At 41.6% G+C, this 23,826-nt stretch carries 20 protein-coding genes, 1 tRNA gene, 2 rRNA genes and 1 pseudogene; 13 read left to right on the top strand and 11 right to left on the bottom strand.

The genetic code is table 11. The features are described 5' to 3' along the window. Position 1 precedes the first annotated feature (1 nt). Positions 2 to 877: a hypothetical protein gene (locus tag QI031_RS05745; RefSeq protein WP_281484238.1), complete on the top strand. Its 876-nt coding sequence runs from the start codon at positions 2 to 4 to the stop codon at positions 875 to 877. Positions 878 to 1,061: 184 nt separating this feature from the next. On the opposite strand, the gene QI031_RS05740 is transcribed toward QI031_RS05745, so the two are convergent. From QI031_RS05740 to QI031_RS05730, 3 genes are read right to left on the bottom strand one after another with little or no spacing between them, the layout of a single operon-like run. Then, positions 1,062 to 1,910 carry a M56 family metallopeptidase gene (locus QI031_RS05740; RefSeq protein WP_281484237.1) on the bottom strand — a complete coding sequence of 283 codons (849 nt, stop codon included), beginning with the start codon at positions 1,908 to 1,910 and terminating at the stop codon, positions 1,062 to 1,064. Continuing rightward, a complete protein-coding gene (locus tag QI031_RS05735; protein ID WP_281484236.1) occupies positions 1,910 to 2,329 on the bottom strand; it encodes a BlaI/MecI/CopY family transcriptional regulator in 420 nt (139 codons plus the stop codon). Before QI031_RS05735 ends, QI031_RS05740 begins: the two co-directional genes overlap by 1 nt. A 48-nt stretch (positions 2,330 to 2,377) precedes the next feature. Continuing rightward, a complete protein-coding gene (locus tag QI031_RS05730; protein WP_281484235.1) occupies positions 2,378 to 2,581 on the bottom strand; it encodes a hypothetical protein in 204 nt (67 codons plus the stop codon). A gap of 116 nt (positions 2,582 to 2,697) precedes the next feature. On the opposite strand from QI031_RS05730, the gene QI031_RS05725 reads away from it, so the two are divergent. Further along, complete coding sequence (locus tag QI031_RS05725) at positions 2,698 to 3,432, top strand: 2-phosphosulfolactate phosphatase family protein (protein WP_281484234.1); 735 nt, start codon at positions 2,698 to 2,700, stop codon at positions 3,430 to 3,432. Between the two features lie 169 nt (positions 3,433 to 3,601). On the opposite strand, the gene trmFO is transcribed toward QI031_RS05725, so the two are convergent. After that, positions 3,602 to 4,930: an FADH(2)-oxidizing methylenetetrahydrofolate--tRNA-(uracil(54)-C(5))-methyltransferase TrmFO gene (gene trmFO / locus QI031_RS05720; protein WP_281484233.1), complete on the bottom strand. Its 1,329-nt coding sequence runs from the start codon at positions 4,928 to 4,930 to the stop codon at positions 3,602 to 3,604. 299 nt (positions 4,931 to 5,229) lie between these two features. Here trmFO and QI031_RS05715 point away from each other — a divergent pair, with 299 nt between their 5' ends. From QI031_RS05715 to QI031_RS05700, 4 genes are all read left to right on the top strand, one after another. Continuing rightward, on the top strand, positions 5,230 to 5,442 hold the full coding sequence (locus QI031_RS05715; RefSeq protein ID WP_281484232.1) for a hypothetical protein: 213 nt from the start codon (positions 5,230 to 5,232) through the stop codon (positions 5,440 to 5,442). A gap of 231 nt (positions 5,443 to 5,673) precedes the next feature. Continuing rightward, positions 5,674 to 6,399, top strand: coding sequence for a serine O-acetyltransferase (gene cysE, locus QI031_RS05710; protein ID WP_425526010.1), 726 nt, complete (start codon positions 5,674 to 5,676; stop codon positions 6,397 to 6,399). A 112-nt stretch (positions 6,400 to 6,511) separates the two neighbouring features. Further along, on the top strand, positions 6,512 to 7,102 hold the full coding sequence (locus QI031_RS05705; protein ID WP_281484231.1) for a Crp/Fnr family transcriptional regulator: 591 nt from the start codon (positions 6,512 to 6,514) through the stop codon (positions 7,100 to 7,102). 124 nt (positions 7,103 to 7,226) lie between these two features. After that, a tRNA-Ser gene (locus QI031_RS05700) sits at positions 7,227 to 7,311 on the top strand. A gap of 11 nt (positions 7,312 to 7,322) precedes the next feature. Here QI031_RS05700 and QI031_RS05695 read toward each other — a convergent pair. Next, complete coding sequence (locus QI031_RS05695; RefSeq protein ID WP_281484230.1) at positions 7,323 to 7,703, bottom strand: hypothetical protein; 381 nt, start codon at positions 7,701 to 7,703, stop codon at positions 7,323 to 7,325. Between the two features lie 129 nt (positions 7,704 to 7,832). Between QI031_RS05695 and QI031_RS05690 the strand changes: the two genes are divergently transcribed. From QI031_RS05690 to QI031_RS05670, 5 genes and pseudogenes are all read left to right on the top strand, one after another. Further along, a complete protein-coding gene (locus QI031_RS05690) occupies positions 7,833 to 8,015 on the top strand; it encodes a hypothetical protein (protein ID WP_281484229.1) in 183 nt (60 codons plus the stop codon). A 115-nt stretch (positions 8,016 to 8,130) separates the two neighbouring features. Further along, entirely contained in the window at positions 8,131 to 8,835 is a 705-nt protein-coding gene (locus QI031_RS05685) for a glutathione S-transferase family protein (protein WP_281484228.1), read from the top strand. Between the two features lie 805 nt (positions 8,836 to 9,640). Beyond that, complete coding sequence (locus tag QI031_RS05680) at positions 9,641 to 10,582, top strand: N-acetylmuramoyl-L-alanine amidase (RefSeq protein ID WP_281484227.1); 942 nt, start codon at positions 9,641 to 9,643, stop codon at positions 10,580 to 10,582. A gap of 606 nt (positions 10,583 to 11,188) precedes the next feature. Next, complete coding sequence (locus QI031_RS31700) at positions 11,189 to 11,404, top strand: putative toxin-antitoxin system toxin component, PIN family (protein WP_425526009.1); 216 nt, start codon at positions 11,189 to 11,191, stop codon at positions 11,402 to 11,404. Positions 11,405 to 11,489: 85 nt separating this feature from the next. Continuing rightward, positions 11,490 to 11,645, top strand: a pseudogene (locus tag QI031_RS05670) (Uma2 family endonuclease); the annotation flags it as partial. 327 nt (positions 11,646 to 11,972) lie between these two features. Here QI031_RS05670 and QI031_RS05665 read toward each other — a convergent pair. Beyond that, complete coding sequence (locus QI031_RS05665; protein ID WP_281484226.1) at positions 11,973 to 13,421, bottom strand: pentapeptide repeat-containing protein; 1,449 nt, start codon at positions 13,419 to 13,421, stop codon at positions 11,973 to 11,975. 152 nt (positions 13,422 to 13,573) lie between these two features. Further along, positions 13,574 to 16,216 carry an alanine--tRNA ligase gene (alaS, locus tag QI031_RS05660; RefSeq protein WP_281484225.1) on the bottom strand — a complete coding sequence of 881 codons (2,643 nt, stop codon included), beginning with the start codon at positions 16,214 to 16,216 and terminating at the stop codon, positions 13,574 to 13,576. Between the two features lie 265 nt (positions 16,217 to 16,481). Between alaS and QI031_RS05655 the strand changes: the two genes are divergently transcribed. Continuing rightward, positions 16,482 to 16,685 carry a heavy-metal-associated domain-containing protein gene (locus tag QI031_RS05655; RefSeq protein WP_281484224.1) on the top strand — a complete coding sequence of 68 codons (204 nt, stop codon included), beginning with the start codon at positions 16,482 to 16,484 and terminating at the stop codon, positions 16,683 to 16,685. A gap of 776 nt (positions 16,686 to 17,461) precedes the next feature. Continuing rightward, the gene (locus QI031_RS05650; protein WP_281484223.1) at positions 17,462 to 18,487 is read left to right on the top strand and encodes a GGDEF domain-containing protein; all 1,026 of its coding nucleotides are present in this window, start codon (positions 17,462 to 17,464) and stop codon (positions 18,485 to 18,487) included. On the opposite strand, the gene cobJ is transcribed toward QI031_RS05650, so the two are convergent. The 4 genes from cobJ to QI031_RS05630 all read right to left on the bottom strand — a co-directional run bounded on the left by cobJ (position 18,482) and on the right by QI031_RS05630 (position 23,767). Further along, positions 18,482 to 20,221, bottom strand: coding sequence for a precorrin-3B C(17)-methyltransferase (cobJ, locus tag QI031_RS05645; protein ID WP_281484222.1), 1,740 nt, complete (start codon positions 20,219 to 20,221; stop codon positions 18,482 to 18,484). The genes QI031_RS05650 and cobJ overlap by 6 nt on opposite strands. An 88-nt stretch (positions 20,222 to 20,309) precedes the next feature. Further along, complete coding sequence (locus QI031_RS05640; RefSeq protein WP_281484221.1) at positions 20,310 to 20,612, bottom strand: hypothetical protein; 303 nt, start codon at positions 20,610 to 20,612, stop codon at positions 20,310 to 20,312. A gap of 89 nt (positions 20,613 to 20,701) precedes the next feature. After that, positions 20,702 to 20,819, bottom strand: a 5S ribosomal RNA gene (gene rrf, locus QI031_RS05635). A gap of 115 nt (positions 20,820 to 20,934) precedes the next feature. Continuing rightward, positions 20,935 to 23,767 (bottom strand): 23S ribosomal RNA (locus tag QI031_RS05630). Positions 23,768 to 23,826: the final 59 nt, after the last annotated feature.

Here is a 23,826-nt window from a genome sequence, read left to right as displayed (position 1 = left end):
TATGACTCAAGCCCCCAACCAGGAAACAAATATTTTAGGTAAATTTACTAGTGTAGTTGGCTTGCTGGGTGCGGCGCTTTTCTTTGCAGGTTGGATTTATCGGTGGTCATACTTTTACTTTTTTCAGCTAGAACTCAATACCCTCGATTTACCTGCACAGTCTTTTTTGATAGTTCCTCTGCAAATATTTCTCGGAAATAGTTGGGCAATATTTAAAACAGCGATCGCTTTTTTTGTAACTGCGATCGCCATTCAGGTAACGTTATGGTTAATTAAAATCATCAGTGATGCGGTAGTCTCTGCTAGCCAATTACTACTAAATCGCATTATCTCTGCAACCCAACACAAACGCTCATGGACAGCTAAACGCCTAAAATCTCTGGCTGAATTTGGTGTTGGACAACTGCGTTCAGTAGATTTTCTGAGATCGCTAGTCAATGAGATAGTAATAGTATCCTGGGTATTAATTGTGATATTTTGGTTAGCTCGTTGGCAAGGCATTGCAGATGCCAGGCGGGATGCTGGTCAAAACTCTACTTTACCTGTTGTGGCGCTAATCACACCTGAAGATAAGTTTGCTATTGGACGCAAACTCGATGATATATTTGCCGATCCTTCTTTGCAAGGCTACCGTATTATTGGAGACAGAGGTTTATTCGAGGATTTACGAGGCAGAGAAGATAATGATATTAGCAATCCCAAACAGCCGAGAGTCTGGCGCTTACTCCTAGAACGTGGCGGCTGGATTTATTTGTTTCAAGCATTGCCCCCAAATGTAAAGCCTAACGAAATACCATCGATGTTAGCTATTCAAACAAGTGATAAGGGACACATCATAATTCGCAGTCCCGAAGTTTCTAAAACTAGTTCTCCTTAATTTTAAAAATGAATAATTGATACCATTTCACGAAAAATCTGATACAGATCCAAACTCTGAAAGCTTTGCTAACTCTAGGTTTTTCAATTGCGAATTGCGAATTGCGAATTGTGAATTGGTATGACACACTAATTTTTACTGTTAGTGTGCGAAACAAGCGATCGCATGTTCAAAATGATTAATCTTAAGAATGAAATACCACAGTTGCTAAGGGCAAAAATGCTAAAAGAAAGCTATGCCAAGATTGCAATTGCTCTGATGGGATAGGTTCTAGCGGCGCTAATAAAGCTTCTATTCTTTGTTCTAAGCGATCGCCTACACTAGAAGTACCCAACGCAGCACAGCAAACTCCTGATTCTACAACAACAGATTTATTGCTAACTACTAATAACAATGATTCCGCCAGCAGTAAAGGATCTACCCGTGATGCAGCGTAACTGTCAGCACGTAATTCCCGCAAAACTAATAGTTCTTGCCATAAAGGTTCTGTATTAGGCAACCAAGCCGTGCAAGAACGCACCCAACCCAACCAAAAAAACCAAAAAGTATCTCGATAATAATAATGTCCTTGCTCGTGGGCTAAAACACTATCAAGATGATCTGGTGAAAGAGTTTGCAGTAATCCTTGACTAACTACTAGTTCTGGTTGCCAAAATCCAATCTGACCAGCAAACAGCGCCTTTGTATTTAGTAATCTAACTTGTTTACCCTCAAGATTAACTCGTGGAGATTTACGGGCAGACTCTACCGATTGCCACCCTTGAAAAGCAAGTTTGACACACAAAATAGCAAAAAATGTCAAAGCCATAAATACCAGTTCATAGCTTAACCAGCCTGTGTACATGCCGCCCATTTGTCCTTGAGGCCCCATGAATAGCACAGCGATCGCAGTCATAAAAATTAATAAAGGTGGGAAGAGAAATAAAAATAGCGATCGCCGCCATCTTACCTGCCAACGTCCTTGGGAGTTGTTTTTAGAGCATCTCAATAGCCAAGAAACTGTCAAAGCGCTCAAAATCATCATTAGATGCATTATTGTTCCTCCCTGGCTTGACGTGCCGCTTGAATGCGTTTAGCGATCGCTTCTATTTGCTGGCTGCTAGCTTCATCGAGACTATCTGCAAAGGCCGCAATTACATCAGGATTGCCCACTGCTAAAAACCGTTGCAATTGTTCGTGGGCTTTAATGACTTGTGCTTGTTGTTGTGTGAGTAATGGCCGCCAATAAAAGGCGCGGCCTTGTTTATCGCAAGCTAGCCAACCTTTATCGGTGAGGCGGCGCAGAACTGTAGTTACAGAAGTATAAGCTAATTCTCGATTAGGGTCAGACAAAATGCGATCGTGTACATCCTTAACTGTGGCTGAACTCAGTTCCCAGATAATATGCAAAATTTCTGCTTCTAAAGGGCCTAAAGATAGTTGTTTAGGACGATAATCGGGTAAAGGTGCCATTTTGGTTTAGAGATTAGATAAGCGAAACTAGATGCAAAATTCCCCTTTCTATTTTTGAGAATAAAGACAGCTGGAAAATATCGATTCTGTTTTTAGATTATCGCTGTTTGCCTTCGTTGGCATGAACTTGACAATCTCAAAATCAAAAACCATGCCCAATACTTCGACTTCGCTCAGTACAAGTGCCCCATGCCCCATGCCCCATGCCCAATGCCCCATGCCCAATGCCCCATGCCCAATGCCCCTTTCCATAAAAAATACTCTTGTATAAAGATAAGAAATACTCTAGACGCAACTGTGGTTATGGTTCGTGACACCAATTAGAATGTAATCTCGGCAACAGTATTTGAAACAGGTGTATCCAGCGCGTGAAGCTATTTGTATACGACACCCCTGAATTGACTCCAACTGGTAAAACTCCAGACTGCGCGATCGCGGTCGATGTCTTACGAGCTACTAGCACTATAGCGACTGTCTTAGCATCTGGAGGCGAAGCTGTGCAAGCCTTCAGCGATTTAGACCAACTTATCGAGGTTAGCGAAAAATGGCCAGCAGAAAAACGTCTGCGAGCAGGTGAACGCGGCGGCGCAAAAGTAGCTGGTTTTGAGTTGGGTAATTCTCCTCTCGACTGTACACCAGAATTAGTCCAAGGTCGTCGCTTGTTTATCAGTACCACTAATGGCACTCGTGCCTTACAAAGGATACAAGATTCTCCAACTGTACTAGCAGCAGCCTTAATTAATCGGGCAGCTGTGGTGCAATATATCCTAGAAAAGCAGCCAGAAACTGTGTGGATTGTTGGTTCTGGTTGGGAAGGCAGTTTTTCTTTAGAGGATACAGCCTGTGCAGGTGCGATCGCTCATAGTATCGTTGAACAATCTCAGTTGTCATTAGAGGAATTAGCTGGCAATGATGAAGTAATTAGTGCGATCGCTCTTTACTCACAGTGGCAAAATGACTTATTGGGATTATTTCACCAAGCTAGTCATGGCAAGAGATTGTTGCGTCTTGAATGTGATGAAGATTTAAAATATTGTGCCCAAACCGATATTTTAGATGTCTTGCCTATGCAGCAAGAACCGGGGGTATTAAAAAGTAAATGAAATGTGCAGTATAGGGCATAGGGCATAGGGCATAGGGCATGGGGCATAGGTTACTTCTTATCCCCCTGCTCCCTGCTTTCACTAGTACAGCACAGCGGAAATAAACCACCCATTCCTAATCAATGAAAAGCTTATGCTGTGTTCATTTTTAATTTTTAATTTTTAATTTTTAATTCCGCCTTGCGGTACTAGCCGCTTTCCAATTTGCCAAATCAGCCAAAGAGCGATCGCGATAACGTCCATAACGCTCTGGTTTACTTTTGATTTTTACTCCTAAATCAGGGAAAATCCCAAAGTTAGGCGGCATTGGTTGAAAATGCTTCGGTGAAGCAGAACTGATAAACTCAAACAATGCCCCCATCATGGTTGTTGGTGGTAAAGTTAATGCTTCTTTTCCTAAAGCTAACCGTGCAGCATTAATTCCTGCCAAACAGCCACCCGCAGCTGCTGCGGTATAACCTTCAGTACCAGTCAATTGTCCAGCCGCTAACAATGTCGGACGCTGTTTAAATTGCAAAGTCGGATGCATTAACTGAGGCGCATTGATAAAGGTGTTGCGGTGCATCACTCCCAGCCGTACAAATTCTGCATTTTCCAAACCGGGAATTAGCTGGAATACTCGCTTTTGTTCACCCCAACGTAAGTTAGTTTGAAACCCTACCATATTCCAAAGTTGTCCGGCTTTGTCTTCTTGGCGCAACTGTACTACAGCGTAAGGGCGTTCTCCAGTACGATTGTCTGATAAACCGACGGGTTTTAAAGGGCCGTAACGCATTGTGTCTTCTCCCCGCAATGCTTGTTCTTCAATGGGTAGACAAGCTTCAAAAAATTTTGCCGTTTCTCGTTCAAAATCTTTGAGTTCTGTTTGTTCGGCTTGACGGAGTTCTTCCCAAAACCGTAGATACTGCTCTTTATTCATTGGGCAGTTGAGATAAGCAGCTTCACCTTTGTCATAGCGAGAAGCCATAAAGGCAATATCTTGATTAATGGATTCCCCTACAATAATTGGGCTAGCCGCATCAAAAAAGCTGAGATATTCCATCCCTGTGAGGCGGCGCAAATCTTCTGCTAAGTCGGGGCTGGTTAAGGGGCCAGTTGCCAAAACCACAATTCCTTCAGGAATCGCTTGGACTTCGCCTCGCCTAAATTCAATTAAAGGATGGCTAGATAAAGCTGCTGTTAAATCTTGGCCAAATTGCCCTCTGTCTACCGCTAGCGCCCCACCCGCAGGAACAGCATGTTGATCAGCTTTCGCAATCACAATCGAGTTGAGCTGACGCAATTCTTCATGCAATAATCCAGTAGCGCGATCGCTTGCCATTGCCCCAAAGGAATTACTACAAACCAATTCTGCTAAATGTTCTGTATGATGAGCAGGACTAAAGCGTTTTGGCCGCATTTCATGGAGAATTACAGGCACTCCAGCTTGGGCTATTTGCCACGCTGCCTCTGTCCCAGCTAATCCACCTCCAATGACTTGTATCGGTTGTTTATCCATAGTTCAATTTTTAATTTCTAAATTAAATCCAGCTGGCTAGGAGTGCTTGTATATTAATAGCCTATCGATTAATTGTTATTTGGTGTTTGCTGCGAGGATAGTTTGTTATTTCTGGCTCATCGTCTCAGGCATCGTTAGAATAAGATAGTAAGTCCTTGACAGTTGCCACCGCGATCGCATGAATCCAGTCTTTCTTGATAAAACCGACTGTGTTTATGCTTTCTAGCTTCATGGAAATCTGAGCAACCACTGTCGCAGCTTGGGGAATTTTGTTGAACTCACCAACTCTGTAATGTCTTGTGCTATCTGCATGGGGTACAAACCATGCCTTCGATAAAAGACTGAACCAGCAGAGTGTGGCGGTTTTATATGGATGTACACCACTTCAGCCCCTAGTGGTCTGTCAACCCAAAAATGATAGGTGGAGGCAGGCAGGGGAAGCAGGGGAAGCAGGGGAAGCAGGGGAAGCAGGGGAAGCAGGGGGAGAAAAGAACTGGACTTTTTCACATTAACTCCGCAAAGTTCTCTTGGCAGACTACTAGTCCCTTTACTCTTGTTTATTGCAGTTTCTGCAAAACTAGTTTTTTTCAGTGCAGATGTGATAGCATCCAACTTAATATTAAATACTATAAATCTATCAAATTACCGGAGTTTGTCTGTCGTAATTTCTCAAAAAAAGTTTATTTTTGCTGGAATTATCTTGCATTGAGAGCCTTATCTACCAACAATCAGCTTTACTAAGTATGCTACTAACTGATTTGCGAACAATTTATGAACGTGACCCAGCAGCCCGTAACTGGCTAGAGGTATTGTTCTGCTATCCTGGATTCCAAGCTCTGCTGTTCCATCGTCTAGCCCATCGACTCCATAAAACCAAAATTCCTTTTATACCAAGGTTTATGTCCCATCTGAGTCGGTTCTTGACGGGAATTGAAATTCATCCTGGGGCAGTAATTGGCAAAGGAGTATTTATTGACCACGGGATGGGTGTGGTAATTGGTGAGACAGCAGTCGTAGGTGATTATGCTTTAATTTACCAAGGTGTTACTCTTGGCGGGACTGGCAAAGAAAGCGGTAAGCGCCATCCCACTATAGGTAGTCATGTAGTTGTAGGAGCAGGTGCAAAGGTTTTGGGCAATATTTATATTGGCGATCGCGTCCGCATTGGAGCAGGTTCAGTGGTATTAAGGAATGTACCCAGTAACACCACAGTAGTTGGGATTCCAGGGCGTGTGACTCGTCAAAATAACTTGAGTATTAATGTTCTGGATCATGATCAAATGCGGGACGTAGAAGCAGAAGTAATTCGTGCTTTATTTGAACGAGTTAAGGCTCTAGAAAAACAATTGGAGCATTTAGAAACTCAGCCAAGTTACTTACCAACTCTAGAAAACGACCAAACAACGGATGACGGTAAGAACAATACAGATTTGATGATTGCAGAATTTCTTGATGGTGCTGGGATTTAGCCTCAGTTAAGGGTTATTAGTCTTATCAGACGCGATTTATCGCGTCTCTACTGAACAGTATTGTGATATGTATATACTACGGTTATTTAATCGATTAAGTGTAATATAAAATATGGTATCTTCATACTCAAGTATTTCTAATCCACCGAGGCAAAATTCTCAGCAGGTTTTTACGCGTCGCTCATTTCTACCAACGCAACAAAATAGACTTTGGAAGATTGAAGCGGGTTTCGTTCGGACTTTTACTTATTTAGAAGACGGCACAACCGTTGCATTAGGATTGTGGGGAAGAGGAGATATCATCGGCAAAACCTTGTCAAAAGTAGAACCTTATCAAATAGCATGTCTGACGAAAGTAGCTGCAACAGTTTTACCCATAGAAGAATGGTGTCAACCAACAGAAACCTTGCTTGCTCACATTCAGCAAGCTGAAGAATTGATGATCATTCGCAGTTATAAAAAAGTTGACACCATGCTGATTAAGTTATTGGCATGGTTGTCCAAAAAATTCGGTCACGAAATCCACCAGGGGCGTTTGATAGATATGCGCCTGACTCATGAAGATTTGGCTGAAATGATTGGTTCTACTCGCGTGACAGTTACTCGTATTTTAGGGCAATTTGAGCAGGAAGGTTTAATAGATCGGCTGTCTTTAAATCGGATTGTGCTACGAGAAGAAGACATTTGGTACTATGAGATTTAATCTGAGTTTATTAGTAATCATCCCAAAGCTGATAAACAAGGTAATATATAGTCGAGTGTTATAATCTCGTCAGGATGCGATCGCGCTTCATATTCACGAATCTAGATCAAATCCATAAATAACTGGAGAGGTGGCAGAGTGGTTGAATGCGACGCACTCGAAATGCGTTTTGGGGCAACTCAACGGGGGTTCGAATCCCCCCCTCTCCGTTTAATAGCAGTTATTGCGCTGCTAAAAAGTCAATCACTTGTTCAAGATTTAACTTAGCTTTGTAGATGGCTAACAGTTTCTCTTGGTTATATCTATCTGGGTAGTTCATCCTTCTACCCTCCATCGAAATTCTAATTAATGCTATCTGTTCATTAGTAGGTGTACTCATCTCATCTAAAGCCGTACCCATAACCTGTAAGCTACTGAATGATGGTGCTTTTAGTCCTCTCCCATCTTCTAGCTGCTTAAGGGCTAATATCGAGAATGCCATCAGGGTAGTAATGTATGAATCCTTGTAACCTGAGTTTCCGGTTGGTCTTAGCCCATAGCGGTTACATAAAATTCGCAATTGCTGGATTGTCAGCAGTTCAAGTTCGGTACGAGTAAACATAAAATAGAATTACCTCTTGATAAAAGTGGTATCGGTGGTATACCAGTTTTCCAGACAAATATCACCACCGATTAAGACTTTATTCGATTGGTTTCATTCAGTTAAAGCTATATTTACGTTTCTACATAAATGCCTAACCCTAAAGGGAATCCAGAAAATTTAGAACCGGGAAAAAGAAGAGGTGATGAACCGCTAACAGAACAGTTAAGTTTTAGGGTTAGCAAAGAAATGAAGGAGGCTGTTAAAGCCAAAGAAGACCCTCCAGAATTTTGTAGGAGGGCTATACAAAAAGCTTTAGATGAAGAAAAGTAAAGATACTTGTTTATGAGCAATAGGCAACAAAAACCCCATGCCCCATGCCCCCTTTCTTTTCCATTGACATGCTATTGTGAGGTTGTTTTGCATCTACCTCAAAAGGAAGACAGTCATGAAACTGGCAAAGATCAGGCTGTATGATTTGGCTGGAGCTGAGGACGATCGCCGTTTTAGCCCTAACTGCTGGCGGGTGCGTCTGGCTTTACTTCATAAGCAATTACCGTTTGAAACTATACCTTGGCGATTTACTGAAAAGGAAACTATTGCTTTCTCTGGACAGGGTAAAGTACCAGTGATAGTTGATGGTGAACGATTTGTTTCTGATTCTTGGGCGATCGCAGAGTATCTTGAAAACAGTTACCCTGATAATCCCACACTGTTTGATGGATTAATGGGCAAAGCTTTGTCTAGATTTGTGACTGATTGGGTAGAAGCAGTACTCAATCCTGAAATTATTCGGTTGATAATCACAGATATTTATTCACACCTGCACCCAAAAGATAAAGACTACTTTCGCACTACACGAGAAAAGTTATTTGGTACAACCTTGGAGGCTTTATCTGCTGATCGCGACGAGCGAGTTATAACCTTTCGCGATCGCCTTGAACCACTGCGTCGAACTCTCCAGCATCAGTCGTTTCTGGCCGGACAAACACCAGCTTGGGCAGATTATGTAGTGTTCAGTTCTTTACAGTGGGCGCGCTGCATTAGTCCATTTTCTTTACTTGTAGAAAATGACCCAGTGTTTAGCTGGCGTGAACAGATGCTTGATACTTTTGATGGAGAAGCACGGCAAGCGATCGCCTATTCCTGTTGAGATATTGCTCAACAATGTACTCAAGTTAATTGTTCCTCCAAATCATTTTTGGAGGACGTTTTTGTATGTGTCTGCATTTAATTAACTTATAGGTTATTGCACCAATTCAGTATGTTGCAAACCCAAGCCAAAAGAATAAAAACTCCATCCCTTTATGGGTAGAGTTTTATTAATAGTTAGTGGCAAAGCGAAAAGTCTGTGCGTCCCGGTTTCCGAAGAGAAGTTGCCGGGGAGATGTTCTTTCCGGCAAACTTCGGGGCGCAGAACTTTTCAAGACAGCGAAAAGTGCGGTCTTGGGTTCTACCCAAGAGGAGCAACTTTTCAAGACAGCGAAAAGTGTTTACCGACGCTCAACTTTTCAAAAAGATTTGTGAAAACCACTCATAGAGGGATGGGATATTAGACAAAATTACAAAAAACAACTGACAACACTTCGACTGCGCGGTAGTTGAATCTCGACTTCGCGGCAGTTGAGCGTAGTCGAAACTCGATTACCGCGCAGCACCGCACTGAGCCTGTCGAAGTGTCGAAACTCAGTGCATCGCTGATAACTGACACACGCAGCGTTAATAAATTGGCAAGTCACGTTACACAGTTGGACATGAAGCGTATTCTTGGGTTTAGCCTCTAATAGGTAAAATTATCATGGCTATCTGGTTTCATAAAAAGTTACTATTTGAATAATGGTTGTAATCATCGCAGATAATTATGTTTATCAGGTTTGCTAACCAAAATATTAATCAAACTTGATATATAGAATTTGAAGAACCTTGAAGTATTACGAAAATAAGTTGAGGATTAGCAAATGAAATTTGGAATTGATATTGGTCATAATGCTCCTCCAGATACTGGAGCTAGAGGATTAAGATTTGAAGATAATTTAACTGAAGAAGTAGGTAATAAAGTTATATCTAAGTTAAAAGATTTAGGACATCAAGTAATACCATGCAAGCCAGATAGGGCTGGATCAGTACGCGATTCATTAGCAAAAAGATGTGATACAGCTAACGCCTCAAGAGTGGATATTTATGTTTCCATTCATTTTAATGCTTTTAACGGACAAGCTAATGGCACAGAAGTATTTGCAACTAGTGAAAACGGCAGAAAAATAGCAAAGCCTGTATTAGATGAAATCGTCAAGTTAGGATTTTTTAATCGTGGAGTTAAGAGTGGCTCTCACCTATTTGTTCTGAGAAATACAAATATGCCTGCAATTTTAGTAGAAGGTTGCTTCATCGATTCGTCAAAAGATATGAAACTATATAACGGTGAAGCACTTGCGAATGCGATCGTCAAAGGCTTAACTGGTCAAGTGCCTAGTACTCCTGTTAATCCCGTCCCTGATGATGAGCAGAATACAGATACCTCCGTACTCAGACTACAAAAAGCTTTAAATCGACTCAAAATAACTGATAAATATGGCAAGCCTCTAGTAGAAGATAACCTTATGGGCGGGGCTACAAAATCTGCAACAGAAAAAATTCAAAATGTTTGTGGGATTTCTGTCGATGGCATTGCCGGCGAAACAACATGGAATGCCATTAATTTGATTGTAGCGAAAAGAATTGTCAGGCCTAATCATGCTGGTGGCCCTGTGGTTAGGTACTTACAATATCGCGTGGGTGTTGAGGTTGATGGTGTTTATGGCCCTCAAACAGAAGGGGCAATTAAAACATATCAAAGGCAGAATGGTTTGCTTGCTGATGGGATTGTAGGAGGAGTGACTTGGCAAAAATTGATTGGCTAACTTAAGCTAACCATAAAATTTGCTGCTACTGTGATCGCCACATTGATTAGTAACTTTGATGAATAATTACTGTGGAGCTAGGAATTTAGTGGTAAGTTCACTGTTCCACTAAAATTCCTCTCCATATTCAAGAAAATATTTACAAATGAATCAAGAGAAATTATGAACGCTTACAAGAAATACATCACCATTACAGATCCAAAGCAAGTTATATTGTCTGATTTACCTTTTCAAACAGGACAGCGAGTAGAAATAATTATTTTAGCCGGATAACCCGAAATCCGAAATCAGTAAAAAGCTCAGAGATTTATTTGATAAAACACATTTACTGCCTGGAGTTCAAGATATTACAGAAGCAGAAATAGCAGCAGAAATTGAAGCTTACCGAAGCGGCGAATGAAAGTTTTTATTGACACAAATGTTTTGGTTTCTGCTGTACTGAAGGGGAGAATACCAAGAAAAGTTATTCAGTTTATTGTTGAGAACCCTGCCTGGGAATGGATAGTTTCTGAAGAAATTATCGTAGAATATAAGAATGTATGAAGTCGCAGTAAGTTTAAATTGACAGACGAAGTTCTACTTGAATAGTTTAAAATTATCGATACATTGATCACACTAATCGATGTTAATGTAGACATTGATTTCCCTAGAGACAGAAAAGATGCTAAGTTTTTAGCGTGTGCGATGGCAGGAGATGCAGATTTTTTGATTACAGGTGATTCTGATTTTAATCAAGCACAAAATTTGGTAAATATCACGATTATTTTTGTTATTTCTGTGTTTCTATTTAACAAGTTAGTTTGTGATGTAGGGAGTGAGTAGTACTTAGGTTAGAGTCAGAATTTCTTTCCTATTTTCTAGTTTCCCACCCCTACTTTGCGCTGCTTAGAGCTGGACTTTAGTCTAGATCGCTTTTATTGGTAAACCAAAACAACCAACTTTTACTATTTGTCAACTAGCTGAAGATACTTATACTCAACAACAATATCGATTAAATCAATTGATTAATTCACCGCTTTTGCCTCGTCTTCAACTTCGCCTAGATGATATTCTTCCTCGATAATTTGAGTTGCGATCGCCTGGACTAAAATTCATATCGAACTAAGTAAAAATGCCTGATTACTTACTCGAAATGGCATTTGACTTACTCAAAATAAGCTTTTACTTTCTCAAACCCCAGTTTGCTTTCTCATTTTAGTGTTTTCCGCAAGTCAAATAAGCTTTTGCTTTCTCAAACCCCAGTTTGCTTTCTCATTTGAGTAATTCACGCAATTCATTTTGGTATATCATCGAGCTGAAAGCTTGTTTGCGTAGGCTTTAGAACTTGCAAGAAACGGGCAGATTGAATCTGTCACTTATCAAGATTTAATACAATTTATAAAATATTTATTTAGTTTGGTTTGATCCATCCTTTGATGATAGCTTTGCCAATATTGATATACGAATTATCTAAAAACTCTTCAATTGCTGCTTCACTACCACCTTGTAATGCGCCAATAACACGACGCTTAAAGTTAGGAGTAGTTTCATCATTTACATAACAAATTTTCTCATTTTCATTAGCAGCGGGTTTATTTTGCTCTAACTCTTTGAGAAGCCTTTGGATTTTAGCAGCAGCTTCAGCAAGAGTTTGTTTTTGTTCAGATATGTGAATGTATTGATTTGCTTGTTGCTGTGCATAATCTGAATTTTTATTAGCAAAATTGCCAATATTTACTTCCTTGAAATCATTATTGTAAATTTCTGACATAATATGCTCCACAGTAATGGGTCTTGTTGTTTGTTGTCTAATAATTTCTAATAAATTTGTACTTTGATGGCGATAGAATATAATATCATCATCTTTCGCTTGAAGTTCTCTGCGATATTGAGCTTCTAATAACTTCAATTGATTTTCATAAACTTCTTTAAAACCAGTTTCAAGAGATCCTTTAATTACAAAAGTGTTAATATCTGATTCAATATTCACATCTAGTCGAACAATTAAAGTGTTACTTTTACGTTCGATTCCTTGAATATCAATCTTGTGTTCAGGATATTGTTGACGTAATTCATTAAATGACTTGAAAAATGCTTTCCAGTCGATACCGTCTGTAAAAGTTAAATCGATGGTTTCTAATGCTTTTTCAGTAATTTTGATACGTTCTGTAAACTCATTCGGCGCGAAAATACTATTTATGTCTATAGGACGACGCTGATCAAACTTATTTAGTTCATAATTAAACTGGTAATAAATATAATCACATTTTATATTATTTAGATTAGTAGAAGAATCAATATTCCAATTTGCTATACAAGCCCCGGTAAAATTAGCATAACTTAAATTTGCACCAACTGCTTCCAAATAACTCAAATTGGAATTTCTTAAATCTGCCCAGTTTAAATCAGCGTACCTTAAATCAACTCCTTTTAAATCCGTTCCATATAAATTTACTTTATTCATATTAATATTTATTAAATTTAATTTTCCTTTTGAATAATTCAGCATTAATTCCAATCCTGGAAATACAGTAAGCATAATCATCAAAAACAAAGAAAAACGAATTGTTATATACAATGCCATCTCTGCAATTGCAGAGAAATTAACTTTAAAGAATGGGTTGTTTTCAAAAAAAACTATTAAATAATCTGTCAGGTTAGTATGTAGTAAAAATAAAGTAATCAGCAAAGATATAAGAGAGGAAAGAAGCCTCCAAGCCTTTTTTTGATTTCTTATAGATACTTCATGAACCAGATAAACTCCACTAAGATCGACATCTATATTTGGATTTGCTGTTCGCCAATCATTCCAAGCTGTAACTCCTTCTGCAAGTTTATTAAGATGAATTTTATTTGCCATGCTAGTAAAATTAGACTGAGTAAATTAATTCATGATAAACAGGACAATTACTAATTTATAAAAAAACAATGGTAGATTACTTATACACTTAATCTACCACTGTATTAAGATTTTCAAGACAGGCAATATGCCTGCACCACACGAAAATACAACTAAACCAATGCGGACTTCAAATCACTCTGCGCCTTCGCCAATGCCTCCGGTAACTTACTCGCATCGCGTCCGCCGGCTTGGGCTAAGTTCGGTCTACCACCACCGCCACCGCCGCAAATCTTGGCAATAGCACCGACAAATTTACCAGCTTGTAAGCCTTTTTTATTTACTTCTGGGCTAAAGGCTGCAACTATACTTACTTTCCCAGCTTCCGGAACAGAACCCAGTACCACTGCACCGTTACCGATTTTTTGCAGTAAGCGTTCGGCGGCGGTTTTTAAGGATTCGGGATCAACATCTTCCATCTGGGCAATAATAAGTTTATAATCGCCTGCTGTTTGTGTTGTTTCCAGCAAGCTATCAGATTTAGCGATCGCCAGTTGTGATTTCAAACTTGCTAATTCTTTCTCATTATTTCTCAGTTCGGTTTGCAGAGTGGTAATTCTCTCTGGTAGTTCTTCGGGTTTAACTTTAAAGCGATCGCTCAAATCTTTGACTACTTTATCTCTTACATTGAGATAATCTAATATCGCTGGGCCAGAAACAGCTTCTATTCGCCGCACCCCAGAAGCCACGCCAGCTTCAGAAATAATCTTGAAAACTCCAATTTCCGCAGTATTACTAACATGGGTTCCACCGCACAGTTCCATTGATACGCCAGGAAAATCGATGACGCGGACTTCATCACCGTATTTTTCCCCAAACATAGCTACAGCGCCTTTAGCTTTCGCTTCTGCTAAAGGTAGTATTTCCACATTAGCGGCATGGGCTTCAGCAATCCAAGTGTTTACCTGTTCTTCTACTTGTTGAATTTCTTCAGATGTCAAAGCACGAGGACAGTTGAAGTCAAAGCGCAACCTGTCAAAGGAAACCAAAGAACCAGCTTGTGATATGCCTTCATCAACTATTTTTTTCAACGCGGCTTGTAGTAGATGAGTTGCGGTATGGTTAGCTTGGGCGCGACGACGACAAGCACGATCAATTTGGGCGGTGATGCTATCACCTACGCGCAGTGTACCGCGTTCAATGTGTCCCAAGTGAATGAAGAAATCAGATTCTTTCTTCATGTCTTCAACGCGAACTAAAATACCATCACCGGAGATATAACCGCGATCGCCGATTTGTCCCCCAGATTCAGCATAAAATGGTGTTTGATTGAGGACAATTTGCACTTGAGTTCCGGCTTCTGCTGCTTCTTGAGAAACTCCATCTACTAATATGGCTTCGACTTTCGCTGTCGCCGCAGGTTGGGTATAACCTAAAAACTCGGTAGCGTGGACGTGTTCTGCTAGCTTATCGAGAGAACCTTGGACAGTTAAATCGATAGTTTCGTGGGCTGCTTTAGCACGTTCTACCTGCTTTTGCATTTCTACATTAAAGCCTGCTTCATCAATGGTGAGGTTGTTTTCCTCGGCAATTTCTTGAGTCAGTTCCAGGGGGAAACCGTAGGTGTCATACAAAGTAAAGGCACTTTCACCGCTAATAGAAGTTTTTCCTTGCTGTTTCACCTCTTGAATAATTTCTTCTAGAAGTTTTTCGCCTCTATCCAAAGTTCTCAAGAAATTAGACTCTTCCCGTTGCAATTCAGCTTTAATTGCGGCTTCGCGTTGACGCACATTGGGATAAACTGATTCTGAAAGAGCGATCGCAGTTTCGGCAACTTGGGTGATAAATTCGCTACTAATCCCAATCAATCGTCCATGACGCACTACCCGCCGAATTAATCGCCGCAACACGTAACCTCGTCCCACGTTGGAGGCGCGGATTTCATCAGCAATCATGTGGACGACAGCACGAACATGATCACCAATCACTTTTAAAGAGACTTTGGTTTTCTCGTCGCTGCTGTGGTAGTCAATCTCTGCAATTTGCGCTGCTGTTTGAATAATCGGAAAAATTAAATCCGTTTCGTAGTTATTTGGGACTTGTTGGAGAATTTGTGCCATTCTCTCTAAACCCATCCCAGTATCAATGTTTTTATTTTGCAGCGGTGTTAAATTGCCAGATGCATCCCGGTTATATTGCATGAAGACGAGGTTATAAAACTCGATAAATCGAGAATCATCTTCTAAATCAATGTTGTCATCGCCGCGTTCGGGGTGAAAGTCGTAATATATTTCCGAACAAGGGCCACAAGGGCCAGTAGCACCCATCGCCCAAAAGTTATCATCTGCACCCATGCGTTTAATTCTGGCTGCTGGGACACCAATTTGATCGCGCCAAATATTAAAGGCTTCATCATCGTCTTCAAAAACGCTGACAACTAAGTTGTTGGGAGAAAAACCAAAAACTTCTGTGGAGATTTCCCAACCCCAGGCGATCGCTTGTTCTTTAAAATAATCACCAAAGCTGAAGTTACCCAACATCTCAAAAAACGTGTGATGTCGTTTCGTGCGTCCGACATTTTCTATATCGTTGGTGCGGATGCACTTTTGGGAAGTAGTAGCCCGCTTAAATTCAGGTGTGCGCTGTCCTAAGAATATTGGTTTAAATGGTACCATCCCCGCAACCGTCAGCAGCAAGGTCGGATCTTCTGACACGACGGAAGCACTTGGGAGAATCTGGTGTCCGCGCCCAGCAAAGAAGTCAAGGAATAAATTGCGAATTTCGCTACCGCTAAGTTTTTGGGGATTAGAAGGCATGGGTGGACTGAAGTATTAAGTATTTAAGTATGAAGTGTGGAGTATGAAGCAACTGGTTATTTTTTCGTACTTCATCTTTCACTTTTTGGCTAGCTTTATATATTTTTGCATTTTGTTTCGTTTTGCTGCCAGTAAATTTTGCTAGCGGGTAGTTATATCTTGCTGGTACGTCCTGTTCTAACTCTAGTAAGATGTGCGATCGCCATCCGAAATAATATTGTTGATATATAAATGAAAATTCAAATTGTAGTCATGAGGTAAGTTAATGTCACTCAAAATGAAAGTTCCAGATATTACCTGTGACGATTGTGCAAAAAAGATCACAGATTCTATTCATACGATGGAACCTGATGCCAAAGTAGATGTAGACGTGAACTCTAAAACTGTTACTGTAGATTCTAAAGCTTCCGAAGAGTCTATAAAACAGGTAATTGTTGCTGCTGGCTACAAAATAGAAGGCTATCAATAGTGTTTTCTAAATTTTGTATGAAGTTTAGATGAGCTAGCTAGCATCAGATAATTTATCCTCGATAGTTTCTCCAGTTAAATAGGCGAAACAATAACACTTAAACGTGTTTTATCGAGGATATTATTAAGTAGTTATTTGATTACTTTTTCTCATATATTTACTAGACATGGGATAATTGAAAGTCAATATATATGTCACTGCATCATTTTAAACAAATGTGGTAACTACAAATAAGAGCTATTACTAAGTACATAATATAAAGCAGTATATACGCTGAGATTTTGCTCAAAAGCAGCTTTCTACAAGGAAAGCTGCTTTGTACTTTTATGGTATATAACATTAACTATATTTTTGATGCATCTCGGTTTTCACTGATAAAATAAATTTTTTATTTTTTTTTAATGTTTATAGCTACCTAAACATTCTGTCTCTGCATATTAAGTGCAACATAAATTGTCGATTTTGACAATACTTTTAAATAAGGAATACTTGGAAATCACAGTATTAATTTGAGGCTTAAAAATAAGATTCAGTATTTATACTGTTTCAAAAGAAATATAGAAAAGCAGAAATTAATTATCAGAGGGTAAAGTTTTAAAACTTGTCATAAAAGCAACATATTAAGAGGAGATTAAAATTACTAGGCAATTATAAATTTAGGGCTAAGACTATTCAGATATAGGGTAATAACTCTGTAAGATAAACACCGAATATATTCTATTATTCGGAATAAATACTAGTAACACCTAGCTTAAAATAGGGCAGAAAGCACAGCAATGAAGATTTCCATTCTGGTCTTTGGAAGTAATAACTTTCTTGCCAAACTTCCCGATCAGATCCGCGATCAAACCGCTTATATTTTAGAAGTTATTACCGATGTCTCTCAGGCAGTAGCACACATTCAAATCACGCCGCCCGATATAATATTTTTGCAAGCCAGTCTGGATAGCAGCATACAACTGTGCGGTTGGTTAAAAGAACAAACCCAGCTATCCTGGATATACTCTATTTTTCTAGAGGATCGTCCTGAAGAACTGGCTAACAGAAATAGATATGGCTGGGAATGGGAATTGCAGATGACCGCCGCTATTCTCAACCAAGGAGCTGATGCTTATGTTTGGCAACTTCCTGAAGATAAAAAAGACTATAGCTTAACAGGTTTAACAGCAAATGATCGCCTAATACTCGCTCATTTGACGGTTGGTTTGCGTAAAGTCCAAAAGTACCGTGATTTGATTCAAAAAAATGATTTATTATCAGCGATCGCTTTAGCTGATTCGTTAACAGAACTCAATAATCGTCGGGCGTTGGAATGGGATTTACCCAGGCAAATTCAAAAAGCTCAAAATCAAAATACACCCTTGAGTTTAATTATTTTAGACGTAGACTATTTTAAGAAAGTCAACGATACCTATGGTCATTTAGTGGGCGATCGCCTCTTGCAGTTACTATGTAGCCGACTGCGGCATAATCTACGGTCTCAAGATACTGCATTTCGTTATGGTGGCGAGGAATTTGTAATTGTTCTGGCTAATACTACAGGTGAAGAAGCGCTATTAGTAGCGGATCGCCTCAATCGTGTAGTTAGTGAGCAACCTTTCGCCATCAATAGTAAAGTAACAATTGATGTTACTATTAGTTTAGGTACTGCTAGTTTAGAAGTCGGTGACGATGAGAAAGGGCTTAGTCTACTACATCGCGCTGATCAATGTTTGTTTCATGCAAAAGCTACTGGACGTAACCAAGCTATTAGTTGGGAACATTTATCTCGTTTTTCGCATTTGCAAGCTGTATCTTCATAATACATTTTTGCTTTCAGTATAACGACGAGGCGTATAAACAGAAATATTCTCATCGCCGCGCTGAATAATCTTAGTCTGTGTTGAACCAATAAGAATAATAGTCTGCATATCAGCAACATCTGGCGCTAACTGGTCAAGAGTAATTACTTTTACTGTATGTCCTAGTCTGCCAATATTTCTCCCTAATACTACTGGGGTATCAGGTGTTCTATATTGCAACAAAATATTTCTAGCAGCTGTCAGTTGCCAAGTGCGTTGTTTGGAAACAGGATTGTAAAATGCGATCGCAAAATCAGCACAAGCCGCCGCCGCAATTCGTTGTTCAATAATTGACCAAGGCTTCAAGATGTCCGATAGAGAAATCGCACAAAAGTCATGTCCCAAAGGAGCGCCAATTGCCGCTGCCGCCGCTTGCATTGCTGATATACCTGGTGCAACATAAATATCAATACTGTTCCATTCCGGTTGGGCGTGGTGATCCAATACCTCAAAAATTGCTGCTGCCATTGCATAGATCCCAGGATCGCCAGAGGAAACCACTGCAACATATCGCCCTTCTACCGCTAAATCCAGCGCCATCTTTGCTCGTGCAATTTCTTCGCGGTTATCTGACTCATGCCGCTGTTTATCATCAGCAAGAGAACCGACTAAATCTAAGTATGTTTTATACCCTACTAAGTCAGTTGCAGACTTGAGTATTTCCCTTACTTCTGGAGACATCCACTGTGACCAACCAGGGCCTGTACCCACAATTGCTAGCCGCCCCCGTGGTTGACCTATGGTGCTGGGGTCAATTACTTGGGGAGCAATGGCGATCGCTAGGTGGGAAAACGAAGAGGTGAGAAGATGAGAGGATGTACCTGTTGCGGCGATCGCTGCTGCTTGGGCTGTGCTATAACCTTGTGATAACAAAGTTTCTAACTGATTTGAGGTAAAAAAGCGGGTAGGCACTCCTAGGGCGCTAGCAATGCCATGAACTGCTGGGTTAGCTGCGATTGCTAGGGGTGCAAATATCGCTGCGACAGATTGAGGTGCTAGTTCAGCATCAATAAGTAACTGTTGTATTGTGTCTACATCAACAGTATCATTAATGGCGATCGCTATAGTTGCTGGGTGATAAACAAGGCAGTTGGGTGTAAGTGTCACCAAATGTTCCGTAACCCGGATGGTTAAATTTCCCTTGGTGTCTATAGGTAGTTGACTATTACTCAACCAAGGTGCAGTTCCCTCTAACTTCACTTGCGCTCCAGCTAGCAAATCTGAGATAAACGTCTTAGCATCATCAGGGTTAGCTAAATGGTATCCACGAGGAGGAGATAACAACGAAGTGCAAAAACGCAGATCACCTGTAGTCGTGATTGCAGCTTTAACATCAAGTACTTCAGCAATCAGACGTGCTAAATCATTTACCCCATTAAGTCCACCCAATAAAGGAACCACAGCACTACCATCCTCAGCAACAGCTACCACTGGCGGTTCCTGTCGTTTATCCGAGAGCATAGGTGCTAGTGTCCTGATCAAAATGCCCGCTGCACAAATTCCAATCAGCGGTCTTCCCTCCATGAAAAACTCCCGCAATGTATCCCCGAAATTTGTGAAACTGATATCAACTTCACAGGTGCGACCCGCTAAGCCGTATAGTGTCGCCCCTGGCAAAACACTCATCATTTTGCGGGCTATTGCTACACTGTTTTGACCCAGCACTACAATAACGGGTGCAACTTTCATGGTCATAATAATTCTTAAACCTTAATAAAATCCATAACAGCCAAATAGCTAATTCCCTTTAGTCAAAGGGGATACCCAAATGGTGAATTAATCCTTATGATTTATTAAAAAGACTACATACCAACTCACTAGGGTCATTTTGTCTAAATGACACAACAGTTTTGTCTTGTTTAACTTTGACACGTTCACGGCAGTTATACACTTCTTTGGGATTTTTCACTCCATCCACGCTAACAGATGCTCTGTATTCCCAATAATTTTTGGCACTACGATTAATACTAAGAATACAAACAATATGACCATCGTAATTACGACATATAAATGGAAAAACCGATAATACAACTGTGTTTGTGAGTATCAATAGCAAGGCAAGGGTAACATATTTCCAAATGCTCATATTTTCAACTCACTATTAGCAAATCTCCCTAATAAAAAATACCAAGGTCAGACTTATAGAATAACCTTGGTATTTCATTAGATTAATAGACCTGGCATCGAGCTATTTTTGCGTAGGGCTACCCCTAAACTATCGTGGCCGCAACAGCGTTTCACCTCTGAGTTCGGGAAGGATTCAGCGTGGTTCCACCGCGCAATAGACACCAGGAAAAGCTGATGGGAATGTAAAATTAAAAATGACTTTTGAAATTTTACATTTCTAATACTTCACAAAACCCTGAAGACTGCAAGTAACGCGAATGAATTAGTAACCAAATGTTTGAGAGGTCAAGCCCTCGGTCTATTAGCACGGCTCGGCTGCATACATTACTGCACTTCCACCTACCGCCTATCAACGGGTGTTCTGCCCGTGACCTTACCTACTATTAGTAGTGAGAGCACTCATCTTGAGGTGGGCTTCCCACTTAGATGCTTTCAGCGGTTATCCGCTCCGCACTTGGCTACCCAGCGTCTACCGTTGGTACGATAACTGGTACACCAGCGGTGCGTCCTTCCCGGTCCTCTCGTACTAAGGAAGGCTCCTCTCAATGCTCTTACGCCTGCACCGGATATGGACCGAACTGTCTCACGACGTTCTGAACCCAGCTCACGTACCGCTTTAATGGGCGAACAGCCCAACCCTTGGGACGTACTTCCGCCCCAGGTTGCGATGAGCCGACATCGAGGTGCCAAACCTCCCCGTCGATGTGGACTCTTGGGGGAGATCAGCCTGTTATCCCTAGAGTAACTTTTATCCGTTGAGCGACGGCCATTCCACTCTGTACCGTCGGATCACTAAGGCCTACTTTCGTACCTGCTCGAGATGTCACTCTTGCAGTCAAGCTCTCTTATTGCCTTTACACTCGCCGCACGGTTTCCAAGCGTGCTGAGAGAACCTTTGCGCGCCTCCGTTACCTTTTAGGAGGCGACCGCCCCAGTCAAACTGCCCACCTGAAACTGTTCCCACACCCGGTCAGGGTGCTAGGTTAGAATTCTAGCTTCGCCAGAGTGGTATCTCACCATTGGCTCCATATCCCCCACAAGGAATATCTCAACGCCTCCCACCTATCCTGCGCAAGCGAAGCCCGAACACAATTCCAGGCTACAGTAAAGCTTCATAGGGTCTTTCTGTCCAGGTGCAGGCAGTCCGTATCTTCACAGACATTCCTATTTCGCCGAGTCTCTCTCTGAGACACCATCCAGATCGTTACGCCTTTCGTGCGGGTCGGAACTTACCCGACAAGGAATTTCGCTACCTTAGGACCGTTATAGTTACGGCCGCCGTTCACCGGGGCTTCAGTCGTCAGCTTCAAGCTTTCACCCTGACCAACTTCCTTAACCTTCCGGCACTGGGCAGGCGTCAGCCCCCATACGTCCTCTTGCGAGTTTGCGGAGACCTGTGTTTTTGGTAAACAGTCGCCTGGATCTCTTCACTGCGACCCACCATGAGTGGGCACCCCTTCTTCCGAAGTTACGGGGCCATTTTGCCGAGTTCCTTAGAGAGAGTTATCTCGCGCCCCTTGGTATTCTCAACCTCCCTACCTGTGTCGGTTTCGGGTACGGGTATCATGCTTTCATCACATTCATTGCTTTTCTTGGCACTATCCTTCACCATCCGGAGTTCGTAAACTCCTCCCAAACCAATCAGGGTATGGCTATCTTTCATGCGTCCCAATCAATGCTCCCACATAATAGTCAGGGATTGTTGACCCTGTGTCCATCGACTACGCCTTTCGACCTCGCCTTAGGACCCGACTAACCCTCCGAGGACGAACCTGGCGGAGGAACCCTTAGGGTTTCGGGGCTAGGGATTCTCACCCTAGTTTGCGCTACTCAAGCCGACATTCTCACTTCCGTTTCGTCCACAGCTGCTTGCCGCTACTGCTTCTTCCTAACACGGAACGCTCCCCTACCGATTAATCGTTACGATTAATCCCACAGCTTCGGTACATCGCTTAGCCCCGTTCATTTTCGGCGCAAGAGCGCTTGACTAGTGAGCTATTACGCACTCTTTCAAGGGTGGCTGCTTCTAGGCAAACCTCCTAGTTGTCTTTGCACTCTCACCTCCTTTATCACTTAGCGATGATTTGGGGACCTTAGCTGGTGGTCTGGGCTGTTTCCCTCTTGACAATGAAGCTTATCCCCCACTGTCTGTCTGGCAATGTGTTCTCTGGGTATTCAGAGTTTGTCTCGATTTGGTACCGTTCTCACAGCCCGCACCGAAACAGTGCTTTACCCCCCAGATATAATCATTACCGCTGCGCCTCAACACATTTCGGGGAGAACCAGCTAGCTCCTGGTTCGATTGGCATTTCACCCCTAACCACAGCTCATCCGCCGATTTTTCAACATCGGTCGGTTCGGACCTCCACTTGGTGTTACCCAAGCTTCATCCTGGCCATGGTTAGATCACCAGGGTTCGGGTCTATAAACACTGATTATCGCCCTTTTCAGACTCGGTTTCCCTTTGGCTCCGGCATTTTCGCCTTAACCTACCAGTGCCTATAAGTCGCCGGCTCATTCTTCAACAGGCACGCGGTCATCCGTTGAATCGGACTCCCACTGCTTGTAAGCTAACGGTTTCATGTTCTATTTCACTCCCCTTGCGGGGTTCTTTTCACCTTTCCCTCGCGGTACTGGTTCACTATCGGTCACACAGTAGTATTTAGCCTTACGAGGTGGTCCTCGCTGATTCACATGGGATTCCTCGTGCCCCATGCTACTCGGGATTCAGCTACTATCTTTAAGTTTTCAACTACAGGACTTTCACCTTCTGTGGTACAGTATTTAGCTGTTTCGTTTAACCGCCAGATTCGCAATTTGCTGTCCCACTACCCCAGTCAGTAAACCAACTGGTTTAGGCTTTTCCCCGTTCGCTCACCACTACTTAGGGAATCTCTAGATTGATTTTTTTTCCTCCAGCTACTAAGATGTTTCAGTTCGCTGGGTTGGCTCTTTGCTGCCTATATATTCAGCAGCTAGTATAAAAGGTTGCCCCATTCGGAAATCTCCGGCTCAATGTCTGCTTCCAACTCCCCGGAGCATATCGTCGGTAACCACGTCCTTCGTCGCCTCTGTGTGCCTAGGTATCCACCGTTAGCCCTTATTAGCTTGACCACTTTCTAATTCGTAATTTCTAATTCGTAATTCGTAATTAGATTTTTACGTTGGTGTAC

It is taken from the genome of Halotia branconii CENA392 (genome assembly GCF_029953635.1).
Lineage (GTDB): Bacteria > Cyanobacteriota > Cyanobacteriia > Cyanobacteriales > Nostocaceae > Halotia > Halotia branconii.
This window is presented reverse-complemented; position numbering and strand designations above follow the sequence as displayed.

Bases quoted from the DNA above. Each gene is read 5' to 3' on its own strand.
- QI031_RS05655 (WP_281484224.1), top strand. From the start codon at position 16,482: ATGTCACTCAAAATGAAAGTTCCAGATATTACCTGTGACGATTGTGCA.
- cysE (WP_425526010.1), top strand. From the start codon at position 5,674: ATGCTACTAACTGATTTGCGAACAATTTATGAACGTGACCCAGCAGCC.
- QI031_RS05740 (WP_281484237.1), bottom strand. From the start codon at position 1,910: ATGCATCTAATGATGATTTTGAGCGCTTTGACAGTTTCTTGGCTATTG.
- QI031_RS05685 (WP_281484228.1), top strand. From the start codon at position 8,131: ATGAAACTGGCAAAGATCAGGCTGTATGATTTGGCTGGAGCTGAGGAC.
- QI031_RS05695 (WP_281484230.1), bottom strand. From the start codon at position 7,703: ATGTTTACTCGTACCGAACTTGAACTGCTGACAATCCAGCAATTGCGA.
- trmFO (WP_281484233.1), bottom strand. From the start codon at position 4,930: ATGGATAAACAACCGATACAAGTCATTGGAGGTGGATTAGCTGGGACA.
- QI031_RS05640 (WP_281484221.1), bottom strand. From the start codon at position 20,612: ATGAGCATTTGGAAATATGTTACCCTTGCCTTGCTATTGATACTCACA.
- QI031_RS05730 (WP_281484235.1), bottom strand. From the start codon at position 2,581: ATGGAAAGGGGCATTGGGCATGGGGCATTGGGCATGGGGCATTGGGCA.
- QI031_RS05665 (WP_281484226.1), bottom strand. From the start codon at position 13,421: ATGGCAAATAAAATTCATCTTAATAAACTTGCAGAAGGAGTTACAGCT.
- QI031_RS05735 (WP_281484236.1), bottom strand. From the start codon at position 2,329: ATGGCACCTTTACCCGATTATCGTCCTAAACAACTATCTTTAGGCCCT.
- QI031_RS05650 (WP_281484223.1), top strand. From the start codon at position 17,462: ATGAAGATTTCCATTCTGGTCTTTGGAAGTAATAACTTTCTTGCCAAA.
- QI031_RS05745 (WP_281484238.1), top strand. From the start codon at position 2: ATGACTCAAGCCCCCAACCAGGAAACAAATATTTTAGGTAAATTTACT.
- cobJ (WP_281484222.1), bottom strand. From the start codon at position 20,221: ATGACCATGAAAGTTGCACCCGTTATTGTAGTGCTGGGTCAAAACAGT.
- QI031_RS05680 (WP_281484227.1), top strand. From the start codon at position 9,641: ATGAAATTTGGAATTGATATTGGTCATAATGCTCCTCCAGATACTGGA.
- alaS (WP_281484225.1), bottom strand. From the start codon at position 16,216: ATGCCTTCTAATCCCCAAAAACTTAGCGGTAGCGAAATTCGCAATTTA.
- QI031_RS05705 (WP_281484231.1), top strand. From the start codon at position 6,512: ATGGTATCTTCATACTCAAGTATTTCTAATCCACCGAGGCAAAATTCT.
- QI031_RS05690 (WP_281484229.1), top strand. From the start codon at position 7,833: ATGCCTAACCCTAAAGGGAATCCAGAAAATTTAGAACCGGGAAAAAGA.